The sequence below is a fragment of the Lysobacter capsici genome (assembly GCF_018732085.1).
Classification (GTDB): domain Bacteria; phylum Pseudomonadota; class Gammaproteobacteria; order Xanthomonadales; family Xanthomonadaceae; genus Lysobacter; species Lysobacter capsici_A.
The window spans coordinates 3,358,632-3,378,534 of the sequence record NZ_CP076103.1; the positions used below are offsets into that span (position 1 = coordinate 3,358,632).

General features: G+C 66.9%; 12 protein-coding genes. 7 read left to right on the plus strand and 5 right to left on the minus strand.

The features are described 5' to 3' along the window. The first annotated feature begins 156 nt into the window (after positions 1–156). The 4 genes from pgmB (at position 157) to KME82_RS13890 (ending at position 9,506) form a co-directional block, all read left to right on the plus strand. Positions 157–3,222 (plus strand): beta-phosphoglucomutase, encoded by a 3,066-nt coding sequence (pgmB, locus tag KME82_RS13875; protein WP_215494576.1) that lies wholly within the window; start codon positions 157–159, stop codon positions 3,220–3,222. A gap of 108 nt (positions 3,223–3,330) precedes the next feature. Continuing rightward, the gene (locus KME82_RS13880) at positions 3,331–5,715 is read left to right on the plus strand and encodes a TonB-dependent receptor (RefSeq protein WP_215499072.1); all 2,385 of its coding nucleotides are present in this window, start codon (positions 3,331–3,333) and stop codon (positions 5,713–5,715) included. A 291-nt stretch (positions 5,716–6,006) separates the two neighbouring features. Further along, complete coding sequence (locus KME82_RS13885) at positions 6,007–7,269, plus strand: MFS transporter (RefSeq protein ID WP_252255320.1); 1,263 nt, start codon at positions 6,007–6,009, stop codon at positions 7,267–7,269. Positions 7,270–7,442: 173 nt separating this feature from the next. Then, positions 7,443–9,506 carry a TerD family protein gene (locus tag KME82_RS13890; RefSeq protein ID WP_215494577.1) on the plus strand — a complete coding sequence of 688 codons (2,064 nt, stop codon included), beginning with the start codon at positions 7,443–7,445 and terminating at the stop codon, positions 9,504–9,506. Positions 9,507–9,750: 244 nt separating this feature from the next. On the opposite strand, the gene KME82_RS13895 is transcribed toward KME82_RS13890, so the two are convergent. The 5 genes from KME82_RS13895 to KME82_RS13915 all read right to left on the minus strand — a co-directional run bounded on the left by KME82_RS13895 (position 9,751) and on the right by KME82_RS13915 (position 15,364). After that, positions 9,751–10,773 carry an SDR family oxidoreductase gene (locus KME82_RS13895; protein WP_215494578.1) on the minus strand — a complete coding sequence of 341 codons (1,023 nt, stop codon included), beginning with the start codon at positions 10,771–10,773 and terminating at the stop codon, positions 9,751–9,753. A gap of 179 nt (positions 10,774–10,952) precedes the next feature. Continuing rightward, entirely contained in the window at positions 10,953–11,510 is a 558-nt protein-coding gene (locus tag KME82_RS13900) for a hypothetical protein (protein WP_215494579.1), read from the minus strand. Positions 11,511–11,527: 17 nt separating this feature from the next. After that, positions 11,528–12,997 (minus strand): T6SS phospholipase effector Tle1-like catalytic domain-containing protein, encoded by a 1,470-nt coding sequence (locus KME82_RS13905; protein WP_215494580.1) that lies wholly within the window; start codon positions 12,995–12,997, stop codon positions 11,528–11,530. 62 nt (positions 12,998–13,059) lie between these two features. Then, positions 13,060–13,599, minus strand: a complete 540-nt coding sequence (locus KME82_RS13910; protein WP_215494581.1) for a hypothetical protein — start codon at positions 13,597–13,599, stop codon at positions 13,060–13,062. Positions 13,600–14,269: 670 nt separating this feature from the next. Continuing rightward, on the minus strand, positions 14,270–15,364 hold the full coding sequence (locus KME82_RS13915; RefSeq protein WP_215494582.1) for an ABC transporter ATP-binding protein: 1,095 nt from the start codon (positions 15,362–15,364) through the stop codon (positions 14,270–14,272). A 119-nt stretch (positions 15,365–15,483) separates the two neighbouring features. On the opposite strand from KME82_RS13915, the gene KME82_RS13920 reads away from it, so the two are divergent. The 3 genes from KME82_RS13920 (at position 15,484) to glk (ending at position 19,839) form a co-directional block, all read left to right on the plus strand. After that, positions 15,484–16,872 carry a GH1 family beta-glucosidase gene (locus tag KME82_RS13920; RefSeq protein ID WP_215494583.1) on the plus strand — a complete coding sequence of 463 codons (1,389 nt, stop codon included), beginning with the start codon at positions 15,484–15,486 and terminating at the stop codon, positions 16,870–16,872. Positions 16,873–17,404: 532 nt separating this feature from the next. Beyond that, complete coding sequence (zwf, locus tag KME82_RS13925; protein ID WP_215494584.1) at positions 17,405–18,832, plus strand: glucose-6-phosphate dehydrogenase; 1,428 nt, start codon at positions 17,405–17,407, stop codon at positions 18,830–18,832. Then, on the plus strand, positions 18,829–19,839 hold the full coding sequence (gene glk / locus KME82_RS13930) for a glucokinase (protein WP_215494585.1): 1,011 nt from the start codon (positions 18,829–18,831) through the stop codon (positions 19,837–19,839). Before zwf ends, glk begins: the two co-directional genes overlap by 4 nt. The last annotated feature ends 64 nt before the right edge of the window (positions 19,840–19,903 follow it).

The following is a 19,903-nucleotide window of genomic DNA, read 5'->3' on the forward strand; positions in this document are numbered from 1 at the left end:
CGCGGATCAACACCGACCGCCAACCCCCTCCCCGCAAGCCCCCACACCCCACGCCAAGCCTCAATTGTTATCGGTAACTTGACATCGATAACAATCAATCCCTACGGTCCGCCTCCAAGACCTCGCCACACACCCTCGCAACCCGCCGCATCGCCGATGCCGCCCACCCGCTTCCAGGCCCTACGCGTGACCCCGACCCCCGCTGCCGCTACGCCCGTCCCAACCGACGACACCGACGCCTGGCGCCTGCGCCAGGATCGTCACGACCCCGCGCTGCGCCGCCGCGACGAAACCCTGTTCGCCCTGGCCAACGGCTCGCTCGGCGTGCGCGGCGGATTCGAGGAAGCCGACGGCGGCAGCGACGGCAGCTTCCTGGCGTCGGTGTTCGAACAACACCCGATCCACTACCACGAACGCTTCCCCGGTTTCGCCCGCAGCACCGACACCCGCCTGCCGGTCGCCGACGGCCAACGCATCGCGGTGTGGCTGGGCGCGCAGCGCCTGGACATCGATGCCGCGCAGTGGCTGGCGTTCGAACGCGAACTCGATCTGCGCAGCGGTTTGCTGAGCCGCCGCCTGCGCCTGAAGACTGCGCAAGGCCATACCGTCGAAATCCGCGCCGAACGCGTATTGCCGTTCGACAGCGGCGCGGCCGGGGTGGATCTGCTCGCAATCCGCTACACCATCGCGTCGATCGATTACACCGGCCCGATCACCCTGGCCTCGGCGATCGAATGCGGCCACGCCGCCGCCGAACAAGGCGACGACCCGCGCATCGGCGTGGCCTCGGCCGAAGGTCTGCAATTGCTTTCGCGCCAGGCCGACCGGCGCAGCGCCGACGTGGTCCAGGCGACCCGCCGCAGCGGCGTGCGCGTGGTCTGCAGCCAGGCGCATCGTCTGGGCGAAGGCGTGAGTTTCGGCGATGCGCAGATCGGCGCCGAGCACGTCGCCCAGCGCTACCTCGCGCAGTTGCAGCCCGGACAAGAGGCGACGATCGAGAAGTTCGTCGTCTACGCCACCGACACCAACCCGCACGCGACCGATCTGCCCGCGCATGCCGCGCAGGCCTTGCATCAGGCGGTGGCGGACGGCTTCGACGCGATCGCCGCGCGCCAGGCCGCGTCGCTGGCGCAGTTCTGGGACGGCGCGGAATTGTTCATCGACGGCGATGCCGCCGCCGAACAGGCGCTGCGTTTCAACCTGTTCCATCTGCTGCAATCGGCCGGGCGCGACGGCGTCAACGGCACCGCCGCCAAGGGCCTGACCGGCGAAGGCTACGAAGGCCATTATTTCTGGGACACCGAGGCCTTCATGCTGCCGGTGATGGCCTACACCGCGCCGGACGTCGCGCGCGCGATGCTGCATGCGCGCTTTCTCGCGCTGGAACCGGCGCGCAAGCACGCGCGCGAGATGAACCATCCGCGCGGCGCGCTGTTCCCGTGGCGCACGATCACCGGCGGCGAATGCTCGGCGCATTACCCCTCCGGTTCGGCCGCGTATCACATCAATGCCGCGGTCGCGTATGGGCTGGGTCTGTACCTGGACGCGACCGGCGACCTGGATTTCCTGGTCGAATGCGGCGCCGAAATCCTGTTCGAAACCGCGCGCATCTGGCCGCAGATCGGCCACTTCAACCCGCGTCGCGGCGGCGCGTTCTGCATCCACGAAGTCACCGGCCCCGACGAATACACCGCGCTGGTCGACAACAACTTCTACACCAACCGCATGGCCCAGCAGCATCTGCTGCGCGCCGTGCGCGTGTGGGAACAACTGCAACGCGAACGTCCCGAGCAATTGCAGGCGCTGGCCCAACGCCTGCAACTGGAGCCGCACGAGATCGACACCTGGCGCCGCGCCGGCGAGCGCATGTTCCTGCATTACGATGAAGCGCTGGGAATCTACGCGCAGGACGACACCTTCCTCGACAAGCCGCGCTGGCCCTTCCCCAAGCACGAGGGCGAACACCGGCCGCTGCTGCTCGACTATCACCCGATCACCTTGTACCGCCACCAGATCTGCAAGCAGGCCGACGTGGTGATGGCCCTGGTGTTGGCCGGCGACGGTATCGGCACCGACATCAAGCGGCGCAGCTACGACTACTACGAAGCGGTCACCACCCACGACTCGACCTTGTCGGCGTCGGTGTTCGGCATCCTCGCCAGCGAAGTCGGCCATGCCGAGCAAGCGGCGAAATTCTTCAACGACAACCTGCGCGTCGACCTGGACGATCTGCACGGCAATACCGATCACGGCGTGCATATGGCGGCGCTGGCGGGGACGTGGCTGGGCTTGGCCTCGGGCTTCGCCGGCTTGCGCACCTGCGACGGCGTGCTGAAATTCGCACCGACCTTGCCGCAACAGTGGCGCGGTTTCGGCTTCGGCCTGCGTTGGCAAGGCCGGCGCCTGCGCCTGCGAGTCGATCGCGACGGCGTCGAATACACCTTGCTCGACGGCGCGGCCTTGCGCATCGAACACACCGGCCGCGCGATCGAACTCAGCGCCGGTACGCCGTTGCGGGTCGCGCTCGCGCAACCCGGCGGCCAACCCGGCGACGACGGCAAGCTCGCGTTCCCGCGTCCGGCGCAGGCGCTGATCTTCGACCTCGACGGCGTGCTCACCGACACCGCGCAGACCCACTACCGCGCCTGGAAGCGCATGGCCGACGAAGAAGGCCTGCCGTTCGACCAGCACGTCAACGAGCAGCTCAAGGGCGTCGACCGCATGAGTTCGCTGGAGCTCATCCTGCGCCATGCCGGCAAGGTGCTGAGCGCCGAGCAGAAACGCGCGCTGGCCGAACGCAAGAACGGCTACTACGTCGAGGCCATCGCGCAGGTCACGCCGAAAGATCTGTTTCCCGGAGTCGAACGCGTGCTCCAACAGGCGCGCGCGCGCGGCCTCAAGCTGGGCGTCGCCTCGGCCAGCCGCAACGCCGCCGCCCTGCTCGACCGCCTCGGCATCGCCGATCGTTTCGATTACATCGCCGACGCGGCGCGGATCGCCCGCGCCAAACCGGCGCCGGACATTTTCCTCGATGTCGCCGCCGCGCTCGGCGTCGCGCCGTCGCGGTGCATCGGCCTGGAAGACGCCGCCGCCGGCGTGGTTTCGATCAAGACCGCCGGCATGGCCGCGATCGGCATCGGCGATGCGGCCACGCTCGCGCGCGCCGACGCCTGCCTGCCCGACATCGCCTCCTTCGATCTGAACGCTTTCGTTTCGCCCTGACCGCGTCGGCACGTACCGCCGCGGCAGACCGCCTTGCAGTTCAACAATCCATAACAACCGGGTGGGGAGATCACCATGCACCACGCAGCCTTCAAGCAAACTCGTCTGATGCGTTACGCGCTGTCCGCGGCGATCGCCGCCGCGCTCGCGCCAGGCCATGCGCTGGCCCAGGACGCGGCCGCCGCCGCGCCGCAGGACACCGCGCCGGCCGAAACCTCCGCCACCACCCTCGACGCGGTCGTGGTCAGCGGCACCGCGCGCTTCAAGGGCCTGCGCAAGCGCGACGCCAGTTTCTCGATCACCACCGCCTCGCTCGAGCAGATCCAGGAAGCCGTGCCGCTGAGCACCGCCGACGCGCTCAAGGTCGTGCCCGGCATCTGGGCCGAATCGGCCGGCGGCAGCACCGGCGCGAACATCTTCGTGCGCGGCATGCCCTCGGAAGGCGACGCGCCGTTCGTGACCGTGCAGATGGACGGCGCGCCGCTGTTCCCGCCGCCGACCCTGTCGTTCCTGGAAAACTCCACGCTGTTCCGCATGGACGACACCATCGACCGCATGGAAGTGCTGCGCGGCGGTCCGAGCCCGATCTTCTCCAACGGCCAGCCCGGCGCGACGGTCAACTTCATCCAGAAGAAAGGCGGCGAAGAACCCGCCGGCAGCGTGCGCGTGGGCGTGGGCAGCGACAATCTGCGCCGCGTCGACCTGTTCAACAGCGGCAAGCTCGGCGAAGGCTGGTACTACAGCGTCGGCGGCTTCTACCGCAGCACCGACGGCGTGCGCGACACCCAATTCCCGGCCGATAAAGGCGGCCAGTTGAGCGCCACCTTGACCCACAGCTGGGACAAGGGCGAGATCACCGTCTACGCGCGCCACACCAACGACAAGAACGCGTTCTTCACCCCGATCCCGCTGCTCTCGCGCAACAACGGCAGCAGCCTGTCGAGCTTCCCCGGCCTGGATGCGCAGACCGGCACCCTGCTCGGCAACGATTTCCGCCACGTCACGATTCCGACCGGACCGAACGGTCAGACCATCAGCCGCGATCTCGCCGACGGCCGCGGCATCAACCTCGACGTGTTCGGTGCGTCGATGGATTTCTACGCCGGCGACTGGACCATCAGCGACCGGGTCAACTACGTCAGCGGCAGCGCGCCGACCAACGGCCTGTTCACCGGCGCCAGCCCGCAGACGCTCGGATCGTTCATCGCCGGCTACGGCAGCGCCGGCACCGCGACCTACGTCAACGGCGGCGGCGCGGTCGATCCGAACCAGCAGGTGCTGACCGCCGGGTTCTGGGTGGTCGACAAGGAAATCGAATCGTTCACCAACGACCTGCGTTTCAGCAAGGACTTGTTCGAAGGCAACACGCTGACCGCCGGCGTGTACTTCGCCAAGTATTCGTCCAAGGACACCTGGTACCTGGGCAACAACATGCTGCTGACCGCGCAGAACAACGCGCGCCGGATCAACCTGACCCTCGCCGACGGCCGCCAGGTCACCCGCGACGGTTTCACCGGCAATTCGTTCTTCTCGCTGCGCGGCGACTACGACGGCCAGAACACCGCGGTGTTCGTCGCCGACGAATGGCAGATCAACGATCGCCTGCGTCTGGACGGCGGCGTGCGCTACGAATGGCAGCAGGTCGACGGCACCGTGCACGACACCGCCACGGTCGACCTGGACGGCAATCCGAACACGCTGTACGACAACGCCACCTCGATCTCGCTGCCGAGCACCCGCCGCATCGACCAGGACGACAAGCATTTCTCCTGGACCTTGGGCTTGAACTACAAGCTCAACGACACCTCCAGCGTGTTCGCGCGCGCCAACTCCGGTTACAAGCTGCCGGCGTTCGACAACCTGCGCGACGGCAACAACAAAGTGCAGGAAATCGATCAGTACGAACTGGGCTTCAAATCCGGCAACTCGTTCTACGACCTGTACCTGACCGCGTTCTACAACAGCTTCACCAACTCGCCGTTCCAGGCCTTCCTCGACGACGGCACCAACTTCACCACCGCCGGCGATTCGCGCGCCTACGGTGTCGAAGTCGAAGGCGCGGTGCGGCCGATCGGCGGCCTGGAGCTCGCCCTGACCGGCGTTTGGCTGGATGCGAAGTACGAGAACTACCGCGAGTTCACCGGCAATCAGGTGATGCGCCAGCCCAAGCAGCAGTTCCGCTTCACCCCGAGCTATTTCTGGACCTTGCCGTTCGGCGACCTGAAGATCTTCGCGACCTATTCGCGCATCGGCGATCGCTTCGCCGACCTAGCCAACACCCAGAAGCTGCCGTCGTACGAAACCGTGGACGTCGGCGCGAACATGCACGTCGGCGACAACTGGGAATTCGCGCTCAGCGGCAGCAACGTGACCAACGAGCTGGGCCTGACCGAAGGCAACGTGCGCGTGCCCGGCGCGGCGACCGGCGGCGTGTTCATGGGCCGGCCGATCGCGGGGCGTTCGTATCTGTTCTCGGCCGCGTATAAGTGGTGATCGCGCGCTGAGTCGACGTGCTCAAAGCCCCTCTCCCGCTTTGCGGGAGAGGGGTTGGGGTGAGGGCCGATGATCGCCGCGTGCCCTCATCCGCCCCTTCGGGGCACCTTCTCCCGCACGCGGGAGAAGGATTCACTCTCGATACGTTCAAAGCCCCTCTCTCGCTGTGCGGGAGAGGGGTTGGGGTGAGGGCCGATGATCGCCACGCGCCCTCATCCGCCCCTTCGGGGCACCTTCTCCCGCGTGCGGGAGAAGGATTCAATACGCGGTAGATGATTCGCCGGAGCCTGCATGACCGCCACCGCCACCGCTTCCAGTCGCCGCCTGATGATCGTGGCGATGATCCTGACCTACATGATGTTCGGGATCCTGCTCAACAGCGTGGGCACGGTGATCCTGCAGTCGATCCAGGGCTTCGGCATCAGCAAGGGCGACGCCAGCATTCTCGAAGCCTTCAAGGACCTGCCGATCGCGGTGGTCTCCTTCCTCACCGCCGCGCTGATGCCGCGGCTGGGTTATCGCCGCGCGATGATGCTCGGCCTGGGCATCGTCGGCGTCGCCTGCGCGCTGATGCCGCTGCTGTCCTCGTTCTGGATGACCAAGGTCTTGTTCATCGCCACCGGCGTGTCGTTCGCGCTGACCAAGGTCTCGGTGTATTCCTCGATCGGCCTGCTCACCGAAGGCAAGCAGGCGCATGCCAGCCTGACCAGCATCATCGAAGGCTGGTTCATGGTCGGCGTGCTCGCCGGCTACTGGATCTTCGCCTGGTTCATCAACCCCGATTCGCCGGCCGACCCGGTCTGGCTGCGCGTGTACTGGCTGCTCGCCGCGATGGCCGCGCTGATCGTGGTGCTGCTCGCGTGTTCGCGCATGGACGAATCGGCCGCGCGCGACGGTCACGCCGCCGCCGATTCGTTTCTCGACATGTTCCGCCTGATCGCTCAACCGCTGGTCGCCACGTTCCTGGTCTCGGCGTTCCTGTACGTGCTGATCGAACAAAGCGTGGGCACCTGGCTGCCGACCTTCAATCGCGAAATTCTGCACCTGCCCACGACCATGAGCGTGCAGGCGGCGAGCATCTTCGCCGTGTCGCTGGCGTTGGGACGGCTCGCCGCCGGCCTCGCGCTGCGGCGGGTGCCGTGGCACTGGTTGCTGATCACCTGCGTGGTGGCGATGGCGCTGCTGGTGATCGTGGCCCTGCCGCTGGCCGGCCAGGCGCGGCCCAATGCCGACATGAACTGGGCGCGCGCGCCGCTCGCGGCGTATGTGTTCCCGTTGATCGGCTTGTTCATGGCGCCGATCTATCCGGCGATCAATTCGGTCGTGCTCAGCTCGCTGCCCAAGTCGCGGCATGCGGCGATGACCGGCCTGATCGTGGTGTTCTCCGCGCTGGGCGGCACCACCGGTTCGTTCATCACCGGCCAGCTGTTCGCGCGCATCGGCGGCGGCACCGCGTTCTATCTGTCGCTGCTGCCGATGGCGCTGTTGCTGCTGGCGATCGCGATGCTCAAGCGCCAGTCCGGCCGCGCCGAACGCGCGATCGCGGCGGCCTGAGCGGGCGCGCCGTTCGCGACCGACCATCGGCATTCTGTTTCTCCCAGGGCTGGGCTATGCTCGACCTCGTGGCTATGGGCGTCCTTCCTTCTATCTGAAACTAGGGTGCCCGCTTCCCACACAGCCCGCCTCCCGGCGGGCTTTTCATTGAGGACCACGCGGAGGCACGGCGCATGAATGGAATCTACCTGCGGCGACGCGGCAAGCTGTACGTCAAGCCCGGCGAAGGCGGCGCCGGCACGGCCGAAGTGGCGATGGTGCAGAAGGAAACCGAGGCGCTCGGCTATGTCCTGTCCGAGGCCGTGGTCGAACGCCTGGGGACGCTGTCGATCGAACAGCTCACCCAGGTGTTGCGCGAACTGCGCAAACATCTGGCGCCGATGACCGGCGCGCACCGCAAGCACAGGCCCTTGTTTCCGGACTTCCCGAAAGGCTCGCTGGCGCTGGGCGAGGCCGAGCTGTACCTGCGCGCGGTCCACCACTACCTGACCCATCGCCGCGTACATCTGCACGAGCCAATGGAAACCACGCCGCTGCTGCATGGCCGCGAGCCGCGCGAAATCGATCTGGGCAGCGCCGAGGATTTCGAAACCATCTGCACCCGGCTGGCCAAGGCGCCGACCTCGCTGTCGGAACAGGACAAGACCGACCTGCTGTGGTTCATCAAGCAGTATCAGGCCCAGGTGTTCCGCTTGCTGCCGGAACAGATCCCGTTCAAGGAAAACCTCGCGGTGATCGGCGCCGGCCTGCTGCGCTATGCGCCGGGCGCGGCCACCGACACCTTCGTCGCCACGCGCTTCAAGACCGCGACCGACCTGCTGCGCCTGGCCGTGGCCTTGAACGACGGCGATGTTTCGCTGGCCGAACCGACCCGGTTCAAGGCCATGAAGCGCAGCGAACGGCGACGGCTGCTGGACGGGTTGGAAGCCTGCGGCGATCCGACCGAGGACATGCGCCGCTGGCGCGAACGCTGGAAGCGCCTGGGCGAAGTGCTGCATCCGGGCGATTACCGCGAACGCTGCCCGAACACCTGGCGCGCGTTCCAGGTGCTGCGCGAGGATCTTTCCTTCGAGAGTTTCAACAGCGCGATCGAACGCGACTTGGAGCAAGGCCGCACCGACGCGGTCGCGCAACGCTTGCGCGCGCGTCCGGGCGAACTCGCGCGCCGGCTCGATCACCTGCTGCGCGGCGACGCGCCGGCGCAGGCCGTGCTCGATCACTTCCGCAATGTGGCCGAACGCGTCTCCACACCGGTGCTGCTGCAGGCCCTGAGCCAGTTCGAGCATCGCGGTGAATCGGCGTTGCGCACCTTCTTTCCGAAGGGCGACGCCGCGCGCGCCTGGACCATGCACGATCGACGCGCGCCGATCGATGCGACGGTGCTGGCCGGCGTCATCGCGATCTGCCGCGACGCCCTGCGCGCCCGCTTCGTCCAGCGCGCGCCGCTGGGCCGCTGCTACATCGACCCGGCCCTGGCCGACATGCGCGTGCCGCTGGCCCAGCGCTCGGCCTCGCGCGCGCTGCGCACGCTGGTGCGCGGCAGCCGCCTGCCGCTGCCCGACACCCGCTTCATCCGCCTGTTCCTGTGGTGGACCAACGGCCGCAATCGCACCGACATCGACCTGTCGGCGGCGTTCTTCGATCGCGATTTCGTGTTCCGCGATGTCGTCGCCTACTACAACCTCAAGGGGTACGGCGGCCACCACAGCGGCGACATCGTCGATGCGCCGCGCGGCGCGGCGGAATTCATCGATCTGGACTTGGTGCGCTTGCGCGAGCTCGGCCTGCGCTTCGTCGTGGTCAGCATCCACAGCTTCACCAACCAGCCTTACTGCGACCTGCCCGAGTGCTTCGCCGGCTGGATGGCGCGCCGCGATGCGAACTCGGGCGAGCCGTTCGAAGCGCGCACGGTCGAAGACCGCCTGGACCTGGCCTCGAACCAGCAAAGCTGCCTGCCGTTCGTGCTCGATCTGCAGACCAATCAGATCCTGTGGACCGACATCGGCCTGGGCGGTTTTCCGCGCTGGAACAACGCCGCCAACCATCTATCCGGCATCTCGCTGATCCTGCGCGCGATGACCGCGCTGGCGACGCCGGACCTGCGGACCTTGTTCGAATTGCATGCGCAGGCGCGCGGCGAGCTGGTGGATTCGCCGGAACAGGCCGACACGGTGTTTTCGATGAGCGAAGGCATCACGCCGTTCGATGTGGATCGGATTCGCGCCGATTTTTTGTAAGCGCTCCATGTAGGAGCGGCGCGAGCCGCGACCGCGCCGTATCCGATCGCGGCGAACGGCGGGAATCGCGCCTAAACCTCACGTGCGAATTGATCGTTTGAACCTCGACGTGGGGTGACGGGATCGATGCAGGTCTCGCGGGCTGGCGCAGGTCGCGGTCGCGGCTTGCGCCGCTCCTACAGGGGGCGGTCCAAGTTACGTCTCGTTTGATGTTTGAGTGAAGCAAGCCGACGCGAACCGCGGCTCAGGCGCTTTGCCTCAACGCGAGCAGGCTTTGCGCTGTCGCGATCAATGCATCCTCGCGCGGACGCGGCACCCAATCCAGCACACGCTGGGCCTTGGCGCTGCTCGCATTCTTGCGCTTGCCCAGGTCCGGGATCACCTGCCGCACCGCCGGGTCACGCAGCGCGGCCAGGCGCACCATCCAGTTCGGCACCTCGCGTTTGGGCACCTTCGCCGCGGCGGCGCCGAGATGGCTGCGCAAGGTCTGGGCGATCTGCAGCACCGACATGAAGTCGCCGGCGACGGCCAGGAACCGTTCGCCGTTCGCGGCCGGATCGGTCATCGCGCGCAGATGCAGGTCGGCGACGTCGCGCACGTCGACCGCGCCGAAGTGCAACTGCGGGCAGCCGGGCAAGCCGCCGTCGAGCATGCGCTGGATCAGACCGATCGAGGTCGAATGATCCGGCCCCAGCACCGGACCGAACACGGCGACCGGATTGATCACCGACAGTTCCAGCGCCCCACCCTCGCGTTCGATGAAGTCCCAGGCCGCGCGTTCGGCCAGGGTCTTGGATTTCGGATACGCCGCCACCTCGCCGCTCAGGTCCGACCACACGGTTTCGTCGAACGGTTCGGTGCGCCGTGGATGGCCGTAACCGATCGCCGCGAACGACGAGGTCAGCACCACCCGCTTGACCCCGGCGTCGCGCGCGGCGCGCAGCACCCGCAAGGCGCCGTCGCGCGCCGGCACGATCAGTTCGTCTTCGTGCCTGGGCAGTCCGGGCGGAAACGGCGAAGCCACGTGCAGTGCGTAGTCGCAACCGGTCATGGCCTGCGCCCAGCCGGCGTCGTGTTCGAGATCGGCGACGACGAAGGACAGGCGATCGCCCGGATCGACTCCGGCCTGACGCAGCATCGCGCGCACTGCGCTCTCGCGGTCGCGGCTGCGCACGCTGGTGCGCACGCGATGGCCCGCCTGCAACAACTGGGCGATGCAATGGCCGGCGATAAAGCCCGAACCGCCGGTAACGACTACTGTATACATCGGCGGTGTCTCGATGATTGAAGCGGCAATCGTTCAGCGCTGACGCGGCGCGGCCGCACCCTGATCAATCAAGCAATATCAATCAAGCAACATCGGCCAAGCAAGATCGCTGACGCCCGATCATCCGAGCCCGATCACGCAAGCGCCGGTGACTCGAGCCGCGATCGCTCAAGCCCCGGTCACTCAAGCAGCACGTACTCGCCCTTGGCGCCGTAGGTCTTGCCGGCGCGCGCGCACAACGCTTCGCCGCAGCGGGTCAAGGCGCCCGACTGGGTCGCGTGCAGGATGTCCTTGGCGAACTGGGCGCGCTCGATCTCGCGCATCGACTTGCGCATGAAATACCAGCTGCTGCCGACCGCCAGGATCGAGCCGACCAGCAAGGCCGCCACGCCCTTGTAGATCAGCCCCTGCTGCGAACGCAGCAGGCCGATGTGCTGTTCCTCGATCGCCTTGGCCGCGCGTTCGGCGAGCTCGGCGCTTTCGCGCAACTGGGTGCCGATCGAACCGAAGGTCTGGTCGACGCCGCGGCCTATCGCCTCGCGGGTCTGGTTCTGCACCGCGTTGATCAGCTGATGGGTCAGTTCCTGCGCGTCCGCGCCCATGCCCTGCGCGGTGCGGTGCAGTTCGTCGGCGCTGCGGTCCACATGCTGGACCGCGCGCTCGCTTTGTTCCTGCATGTGCTGGGCGAATACCGCCAGGTCGGCGGCCAATCGTTTCAGGTCTTGCGCGTCCTGCACTTCGTTCTCCGTCAGGGTTACTGGCCCGGCATGCGCGGCTGCATGCTGGGCGGTTGCTGCTGGTGCGGCGGTTGTTGCTGCTGTTGCGGCGGCTGCGCTTGTTGCTGTTGCTGTTGTTGCGGCTGGGCCTGCTGTTGTTGCTGCGGCGCCGCCTGCGCCTGTTCGGCCTTCATCTGCTGGTATTGCTCGCGTCCGTTCTGCAACCAGCTCTGGCCGGCGTCGGAACGCGCGTGGTCCTGCGCCGCGGCGCGGAACGCACCGTCGTCGCGATTGCGCGCGGCCTCGGCCAGGCGGGCGAAAGTGCGGTCGATATCGCTGCCTTCCTGCACGGCCGCTTGCGGCGACGCCGGTCTGCCCGGGGTGTCGCCGATCGGCACCGGCCGGCGCTCGAAGCGGCCGTCCATGCGCTCGTCGATCGGTTCCTTGCGGGTCGGATCGGCGACCGAGTGATCCTTGACCTGCTGCTTGCTCGCGACGATGTCGGTGTGGTCGCGCTGGCCGTCGCGGAAATCGCGGGTGGTGTAGAAGAACTGGTGTTTGTCGGAGCGATGCACGACGTTGAGCGACGGGTCCTGCGGTTCGGCGCGCTTGTCCAGGAACGGCTTGTCGCTGAGCCCGTTGAGGTAATCGGTCATCAGGTTGCCGCTGCGGATCGACAGGCCGTTGAGCTCGTAGCTGCCGCCGATGTTGCTGTGCGCGCCGCCGACGGTGACATTGAGGAAGCGTTTGTCCTCGCTGAACCCTTCGCGCAGGATGCTGGTCGACTTGAACAGGTCGCGACGTTCGTCCTCGGCGGTGATCTGGAACGCCGACATCACCGACGGCGGCAGGCGCCGGTCGTGATTGCGCGGCTCGCCGGTGCCGACCGGATCGAACAGGCCGACCGCCTGCGGCACCTGCCCCGGCGCCACCAGCGGCGGCTTGCTGAACTCCACGCCGGTGATGTTGCCGTCCTTGTCCTTGCTGTAGGTCGCGCCGCTCGGGTCCTGGATGCCGCGCTCGTGGACCAGCCGCGCGAACGCGGCCTCCTGCTCGGCGCCGCGGCTGAAACCGATCCCGGCCACGTTGATCTGCGCCTTCGGGTCCTGGTCGAGCCACTGCTTGGACTGCTCGGTGAACTGCCGGTACATCTGCTCCACGCGCGGCTCGAAGGTGCGCCCGCTCATCTGGTCGCGCGTGCTCTTGAGCCAGCCGTCCTGGGTGCCCGGGCCTTCCACGTAGCCGTAGCCGATGTTGCGGTGCATACCGGCTTCGAGTTGCTGCACGACCCCGGCCACGTTGGTGTGGTTCTTCGGGTCGTCCTTGTACATGCTGTTGCCGGTGCCGTCGAAGGCGGCGACGAACAGGCGCGCATGCGGATCGTTGGAATCGAGCAACACCGGCGCGCGCAGTTGCGACAACTGGCCGCTGGCCTGCACGTAGCTGTCGAGGTCGTGCTGGTCGGCGGGATAGGTCTTGACGCCGTCCGGATTCTTTTCGCCGCCCATCGCAAACTCTCCTTAGCGCTGCGGTTGTGATACTGCCGGGTGCTGCGGCTCGGGGCTGCGGCTCAGTAGGTCTGGCTGAAAACCTTGATCAGGTCGGCGCGGTAATCGCTGTTGGCGTTGCCCGGATCGCGCGGCGCTTTCAACGGAATGAAGCTGCGCATGTAGACATTGATGGTGCGGTCGTCGACTTCCAGGATGATTTCCGGATCACCGATGCTGATGCCCGGCGCGATGTCCTCACGCGCGGCCTCATGCCGCACCAGCCGGTCCTTGAAGATCTCGCCGATGTCGATGCGCGCGCTGTGCTCGCTTTGATCCTTCGAACGCCAGCTGACCTCGGCCGGCGGCGGGAAGTTGACGATGTCGATGTGGCCGGCCTTCATCAGGCTTTGGTAATCGGCGCCGAACGACGCGGTCGAGGCGCTGAGCTTGCTTTCGTCGGGCTTACCGTGCGGAAAGCCGTGATAGACGATGCGGCAACCGTAGGTATCGAAGCAGTAGGCGCCGAAGCGGTGACGCTCGAAACGCAGCGGCCACTGGGCCGAGGTGTCCGCGCCGGTTTGCGCGGCGGCGGATGGACTGGAGGCGGCGGACGTAGACATGGCGGTTTGACATCCTGTTGCGGCAAATAGGGCAAGCATCGCGGCCAGGGCGCGCGCGTGGCGGGCATGCGCCTGCCAACGATGCGGTTCGCAACGCGGCACGGCATGACGGCGACGGCGGCCGGTCACGGATTGACTGTCCATCTGGGTCCCTTCGCTGGCTCCGGCACACTAGCATTGGCTCGTGGGTGAACCCACTGTACGGATAGCTCCCCTTCCGTACTGCGCTGCGATGTGCCGGAACACGAGATCGGAGTTTGCACGCAATTGGCGACAAGACTCAACTCGTGTGCCGTTCCATGACTTGGCGCTGAGATGTTTGTGCGCATTCGAATGCCGGGTTTGCGCCGGCGGCGGAGCGGCGATCAGGCGGTCCCGGCCCGGCGGTGTGGCGATCGGCAGCAGGCCGGGTCGGCAAAGTGGCGCGTGCTTCGCAGCAGGTGAATCTGCGACCGATTGCACTGTTTCGGGGTGGAGGGCTTTCAGTCGGGAATGCGTCTGGGGCTGTAATCGCGCCCCTACTGGAACGAATCGACTTCGGGCGTTCTCGCATGAAAAGCCCTGGATATTCGGCTTCGCCGAAGTGAAGCAGAGCCCGCGTTCGCGGGAATGACGACTGGAAGTGACGCGGCAAACCCGAACCGCACCGCTCACACATCGACCGCCATCCCTACAACCGCAACTCACTCTCCCGATCGAAGAAATGCATCCGCTCGGCCGAATACGCCAGATGCACCGTATCGCCGACCTTCGGCAAATGGAACGGCGGCAAGCGCACGACCAGGTCGCAGCCGCCGCAGCCCAGGTTCAAGAACGCTTCGTTGCCGACCGGTTCGACCACCTCGACCTTGGCCGGCAAGGTGTCCGGGCCGGCGTCGGCCGGATGCATGTCTTCCGGGCGCAGGCCGATCATGAGTTCGCGGCCCAGGTAGCCGCGCACTTTTTCCAGCAGTTCGCCTTCCGGCCGCAGGCGCAGTTCCACGCCGTCGGCGATGCGCAGGTACAAGGCGTTCTCGCGTTCGACCACCTGGCCCCACAAGGTGTTCATCTTCGGGCTGCCTAGGAAGGTCGCCACGAACAGATTGACCGGCCGGTTGTACAGCGCCATCGGCGTGTCGATCTGCTGGATCTTGCCGTCCTTCATCACCACGATGCGATGGCCCAGGGTCATCGCTTCGACCTGATCGTGGGTGACGTAGATCATCGTGGTCTCGAGCTGCCGATGCAGGCGCGCGATCTCGACCCGCATGGTCATGCGCAGCTTGGCGTCGAGGTTGGACAGCGGCTCATCGAGCAAGAACACCTGCGGCTTGCGCACCAAGGCGCGCCCCAGCGCCACGCGCTGGCGCTGCCCGCCCGACAACGCGGCCGGCTTGCGGTCCAGCAGCGATTCCAGTTCGAGCGTCGCCGCCGCCGCCTTGACCCGCTCGGCGATCTCGGCCTTGCCCGCGCCGCGCAGTTTCAGGCCGAAGCCGAGATTCTCGGCCACGGTCATGTGCGGATACAGCGCATAGCTTTGGAACACCATGGCGATGTCGCGGTCCTTCGGCGGCATGTCGTTGACCACCCGCTCGCCGATGCGCAGCTCGCCCGAACTGATCGACTCCAGCCCCGCGACCATGCGCAACAAGGTGGATTTGCCGCAGCCCGACGGGCCGACCAGCACCAGCAACTCGCCGTCGTCGATCTCGAAACTGGCGTCGGCGACGCCGACGTAACCGTTCGGATAGACCTTGCGCAGCTGCTGCAGAGTGACCTTCGCCATGAATTCTCCCGACAATGCGATCGAGGCGATGCATTTGTGCCCGCCCTGGGCTATTCTGCCATGTAACCGTTTTCATGCACGCCCGCTTCCAATTCGATTGGCTCCGGAGGCCACGACGAATGACCGATTCACGCTTTGCCGCCGACCGCACCTTCCCGAACGGCTTTCTTTGGGGCGCCGCCACCGCCGCGCACCAGATCGAAGGCTCGCCGATGGCCGACGGCGCCGGTCCCAGCATCTGGACCCGCTTCGCCCACACCCCGGGCATGACCCTCAACGGCGACACCGGCGATGTGGCCTGCGACCACTATCGACGCTGGAAGGAAGACGTCGCATTGATGAAGTCGCTGGGCCTGCAGGCGTATCGCTTCAGCGTCTCGTGGTCGCGCATCCTGCCCGAGGGCACCGGCCGGGTGAATCAGGCCGGCCTGGATTTCTACTCGCGCCTGGTCGACGAACTGCTGGCCAACGGCATCGAACCGCTGCTGACCTTGTACCACTGGGACATGCCGGCCGCGCTCGACGACCGCGGCGGCTGGCTCAACCGCGACTGCGCCGACTGGTTCGCCGAGTACGGCCAGGTCATGTACCGCGCGCTCGACGGCCGGGTCAAGAAGTGGGTCACGCTCAATGAGCCGTGGGTGATCACCGACGGCGGCTATCTGCACGGCGCGCTCGCGCCGGGCCACCGCAGCCGTTTCGAAGCGCCGATCGCCTCGCACAACCTGATGCGCGCGCACGGCGCGGCGGTGCAGGCCTATCGCGCGCAAGGCAAGCACGAGATCGGGCTGGTGGTGAACATCGAGCCCAAGTACGCGGCCACCGATTCGGTCGAAGACGCCGCCGCGGTCAAGCGCGCGCACGCCTACATGAACGAGCAATACCTCGACCCCGCCCTGCTCGGCACCTATCCGCCGGAACTGCGCGAGATCTTCGGCGAGGCCTGGCCGGAATGGCCGCAGGCCGATTTCGACCTGATCAAGCAGAAGCTCGACTTCATCGGCGTCAACTACTACACCCGCAGCGTCACCAAGGACGCGGTCAGCTACCCGCTCAACACCGGCGTGGTGCGGCAGCCGTCGGGCACCTACACCGAGACCGGCTGGGAAGTGTTCCCGCAGGGCCTGACCGACACCCTGACCTGGGTCAAGGACCGCTACGGCGACATCCCGATGTACATCACCGAGAACGGCGCGGCGTTCTTCGATCCGCCGGTGGCCGAGCCCGATGCGAGCGGCGAGCGCCGGGTGCGCGATCCGCTGCGCATGGACTACCTGCAAAAGCACATCGGCGCGATCCACGACGCGATCCAGGCCGGCTGCGACATCCGCGGCTACATGGTGTGGTCGCTGCTGGACAACCTGGAGTGGTCGCTGGGCTACTCCAAGCGCTTCGGCGTGGTGCATGTGAACTACGCCACCCAGGACCGCACGCCGAAGGATAGTGCGCGCTGGTATTCGAAGGTGATCGCCAGCAACGGCAAGTTCCTGGAAGAACCGTTGCCTTGAGTTGGGATTTGGGATTTGGGATTTGGGATTCGGGATTTGGGTTTCGAGGTTCGAGGTTCGAGGTTCGGAATTCTTGGTTCGAGGTTCGGAAGTCGGGACATAGCGAATCCGACGCTCGATAGCGCAACCCCAAGGAACGTCATCCCCGCGAACGCGGGGATCCAGCGACTTTCGTGCAGGTCGCGACAAAGACACTGGATATTCGGCTCCGCCGAAGTAAAGCGGAGCCCGCGTTCGCGGGAATGACGAACTGGTGGTTCGCGGCTGAAGCACTGATGGCCTCGCCGCCATAACGTCAACCCGACCGCTCCACTACACATTGCCGCCCCTTACCTCGCCCCAAACCCAGCAAGACCGATACCCCCGACAACCCCAAACCCCGCACCAACCGACATCCATAACAACGAATACTCGCCCCGACCCCGAGCGGCGATATGCTTGGGGCCCGAGCCGGGAGCCCTTCCCGGCGCACGACCGAACGCAATTGCCGCGCTCGATCGCTGTTTCCCCCACTCTCAGAGCTCGCGGTTCCATGCACGACACCCTGCTGCTGTTCGGCGCCACCGGCGATCTCTCCCAGCGCTATCTGTTTCCGTCGCTGGTCCATCTGTGGCGCGATCGGCTGCTGCCGGCCGGGCTGCGCATCGTCGCGGTCGGCCGTCAGGAGCTGTCCGACGACGAGTTCCGCGCCTGGCTGAGCGAGCACATGGCCGGCGAGGTCGCCGACGATCCGGCGCTGGTGGAAGACTTGCTGTCCAAGATCGCCTACGTCTCGGTCGATCTGCGCGACGAGGCGGCGATCGCCGCGGCGCTGTCGAAGTACGCCGACCGGCCGAGCGTGAGCTACCTGGCCACGCCGCCGGACCTGTTCGTGCATTGCGCCAACGGCCTCAAGGCGGCCGGCCTGCTGGAGGGCGAATCGCGGCTGGTGCTGGAAAAACCGATCGGCCGCGACCTGGCCTCGGCGCGCGAGATCAACGCCGCGCTGCGCGCCTGCCTGGACGAATCGCGGATCTTCCGCATCGATCACTACCTGGGCAAGGCGGCGGTGCAGAACCTGCTCGCGCTGCGCCTGGGCAACACCTTGCTGGAAGCGGTGTGGGAACACCGCTGGATCGAATCGGTCGACATCCTGGTCGCCGAGACCGCCGGCGTCGACGGCCGCGAAGGCTATTACGCCGGCTACGGCGCGCTGCGCGACATGGTCCAGAACCACATGCTGCAACTGCTCGCGCTGATCGCGATGGAACCGCCGGCCGTGCTCGACGCCGACAGCATCCGCGACGAGAAGCGCAAGGTGCTGCGCGCGCTGCGGCCGATGACCCGCGACGACGTCGCCACCCGCACCGTGCGCGGCCGCTACGGCGCCGGCGTGGTCGAGGGCCGCGCGGTCAAGGGCTTCGTGCATGAATCCACGGTCGAGACCTTCGTCGCGGTGGAGACGTATATCGACAACTGGCGCTGGGCGGGTGTTCCGTTCCGCCTGGTCACCGGCAAACGGTTGGCCGAACGCGCGACCGAGGTGGTGGTCTCGTTCCGTCCGACCTCGCACTGGCTGTTCGAACGCCCGCGCCGCGGCCGCGAACGCCCCAACCGCCTGCGCATGCGCCTGCAACCCGACGAAACCATCGAACTGGGCCTGATGGGCAGCCTCGCCGCGCCCGAATGGGGCGCGATGGAGCTCAAGCCGATGTCGCTGGACCTGTCGATGTCGGGCTCGCCGCAGCGGCGCATCGCTTACGAACGTCTGCTGGTGGATGCGCTGCGCGGCAACCAGACCCTGTTCGTGCGCGACGACGAAGTCGAAGCGGCGTGGCAGTGGATCGACAGCATCGAGAACGCCTGGAGCCAGACCGAACAACCCGCGCTGGATTATCCGGCCGGCTCCTGGGGCCCGGCCGAGGCCGAACGCTTCCTGCCGCCGACCAATGGCTACAAGTCCGGCGGAGGCTCGGCATGAGCGGCGCGTTGCTGGCGGACATCGGCGGCACCAATGCCCGCTTCGCCCTCGCCTCGTCCGATCCGAGCGTGCCGGCGCTGTTGCCCGACAGCGTGCAGGTTTTTTCGGTCGCCGACTTTCCATCGTTGGCCGACGCCGCGCGGCATTACCTCGACCGCATCGGCGCGAGTCCGAGCGATGGCGTGTTCGCGGTGGCCGGGCGCGTGGATGGCGACGAGGCGCGAATCACCAATCACCCGTGGGTGATCTCGGCCGAACGGACCCGGATCGCTCTGGGGCTGACGCAGCTTCGCTTGGTCAACGATTTCGCCGCGCAGGCGATGGCCGTGTCGCTGCTGCAACCGTCCGACGTGGTGCCGATCGGCGGCGTGCGCTGGAACGGCTGGAGCGGCGACGGCGATCGCACCTACGCGATCATCGGCGCCGGCACCGGCCTGGGCGTGGGCGCGCTGCTGCGCCGCGACGGCCGCTATTACCCGCTGCAGACCGAAGGCGGCCACGTCAGCTTCGCTCCGGGCACACCGGAGGAAATCGAAGTGCTGCAGCGCCTGTCGGGCGAATTCGGCCGGGTCTCCAACGAGCGCCTGCTCAGCGGCAGCGGCCTGGTCAACCTGCACCGCGCGCTGAGCCAGATCGCCGGCGAAGACCCCGGCCCCTTGCAGCCGCAGGACATCACCGCGATGGCGCGCGAAGGCGACGTGCGCTGCCTGCGCGCGATCGACGTGTTCTGCGCCGTGTTCGGCGCCGCCGCGGGCGATCTCGTGCTGACCCTGGGCGCCTGGGACGGCGTGTTCCTGCCCGGCGGCCTGGTGCCCAAGCTGATGCCGTGGCTGGCGCATTCGGGTTTCCGCCAGCGTTTCGAACACAAGGGCCGGTTCTCGCCGACCATGGCGCGGGTGCCGACCCTGGCGGTGACCCATGCGCAACCGGGCCTGCTCGGCGCGGCGGCGCTGGCGGCGCAGCGCGCGCCGGTGGCGGCGCCTGCGCGCGAGATCAGCGCAGGTTGAGGCGCCGCGCCAACACGAGGTCTCTGTGGGAGGGGCTTGAGCCCCGATGCTTTTCGCTAAGGCA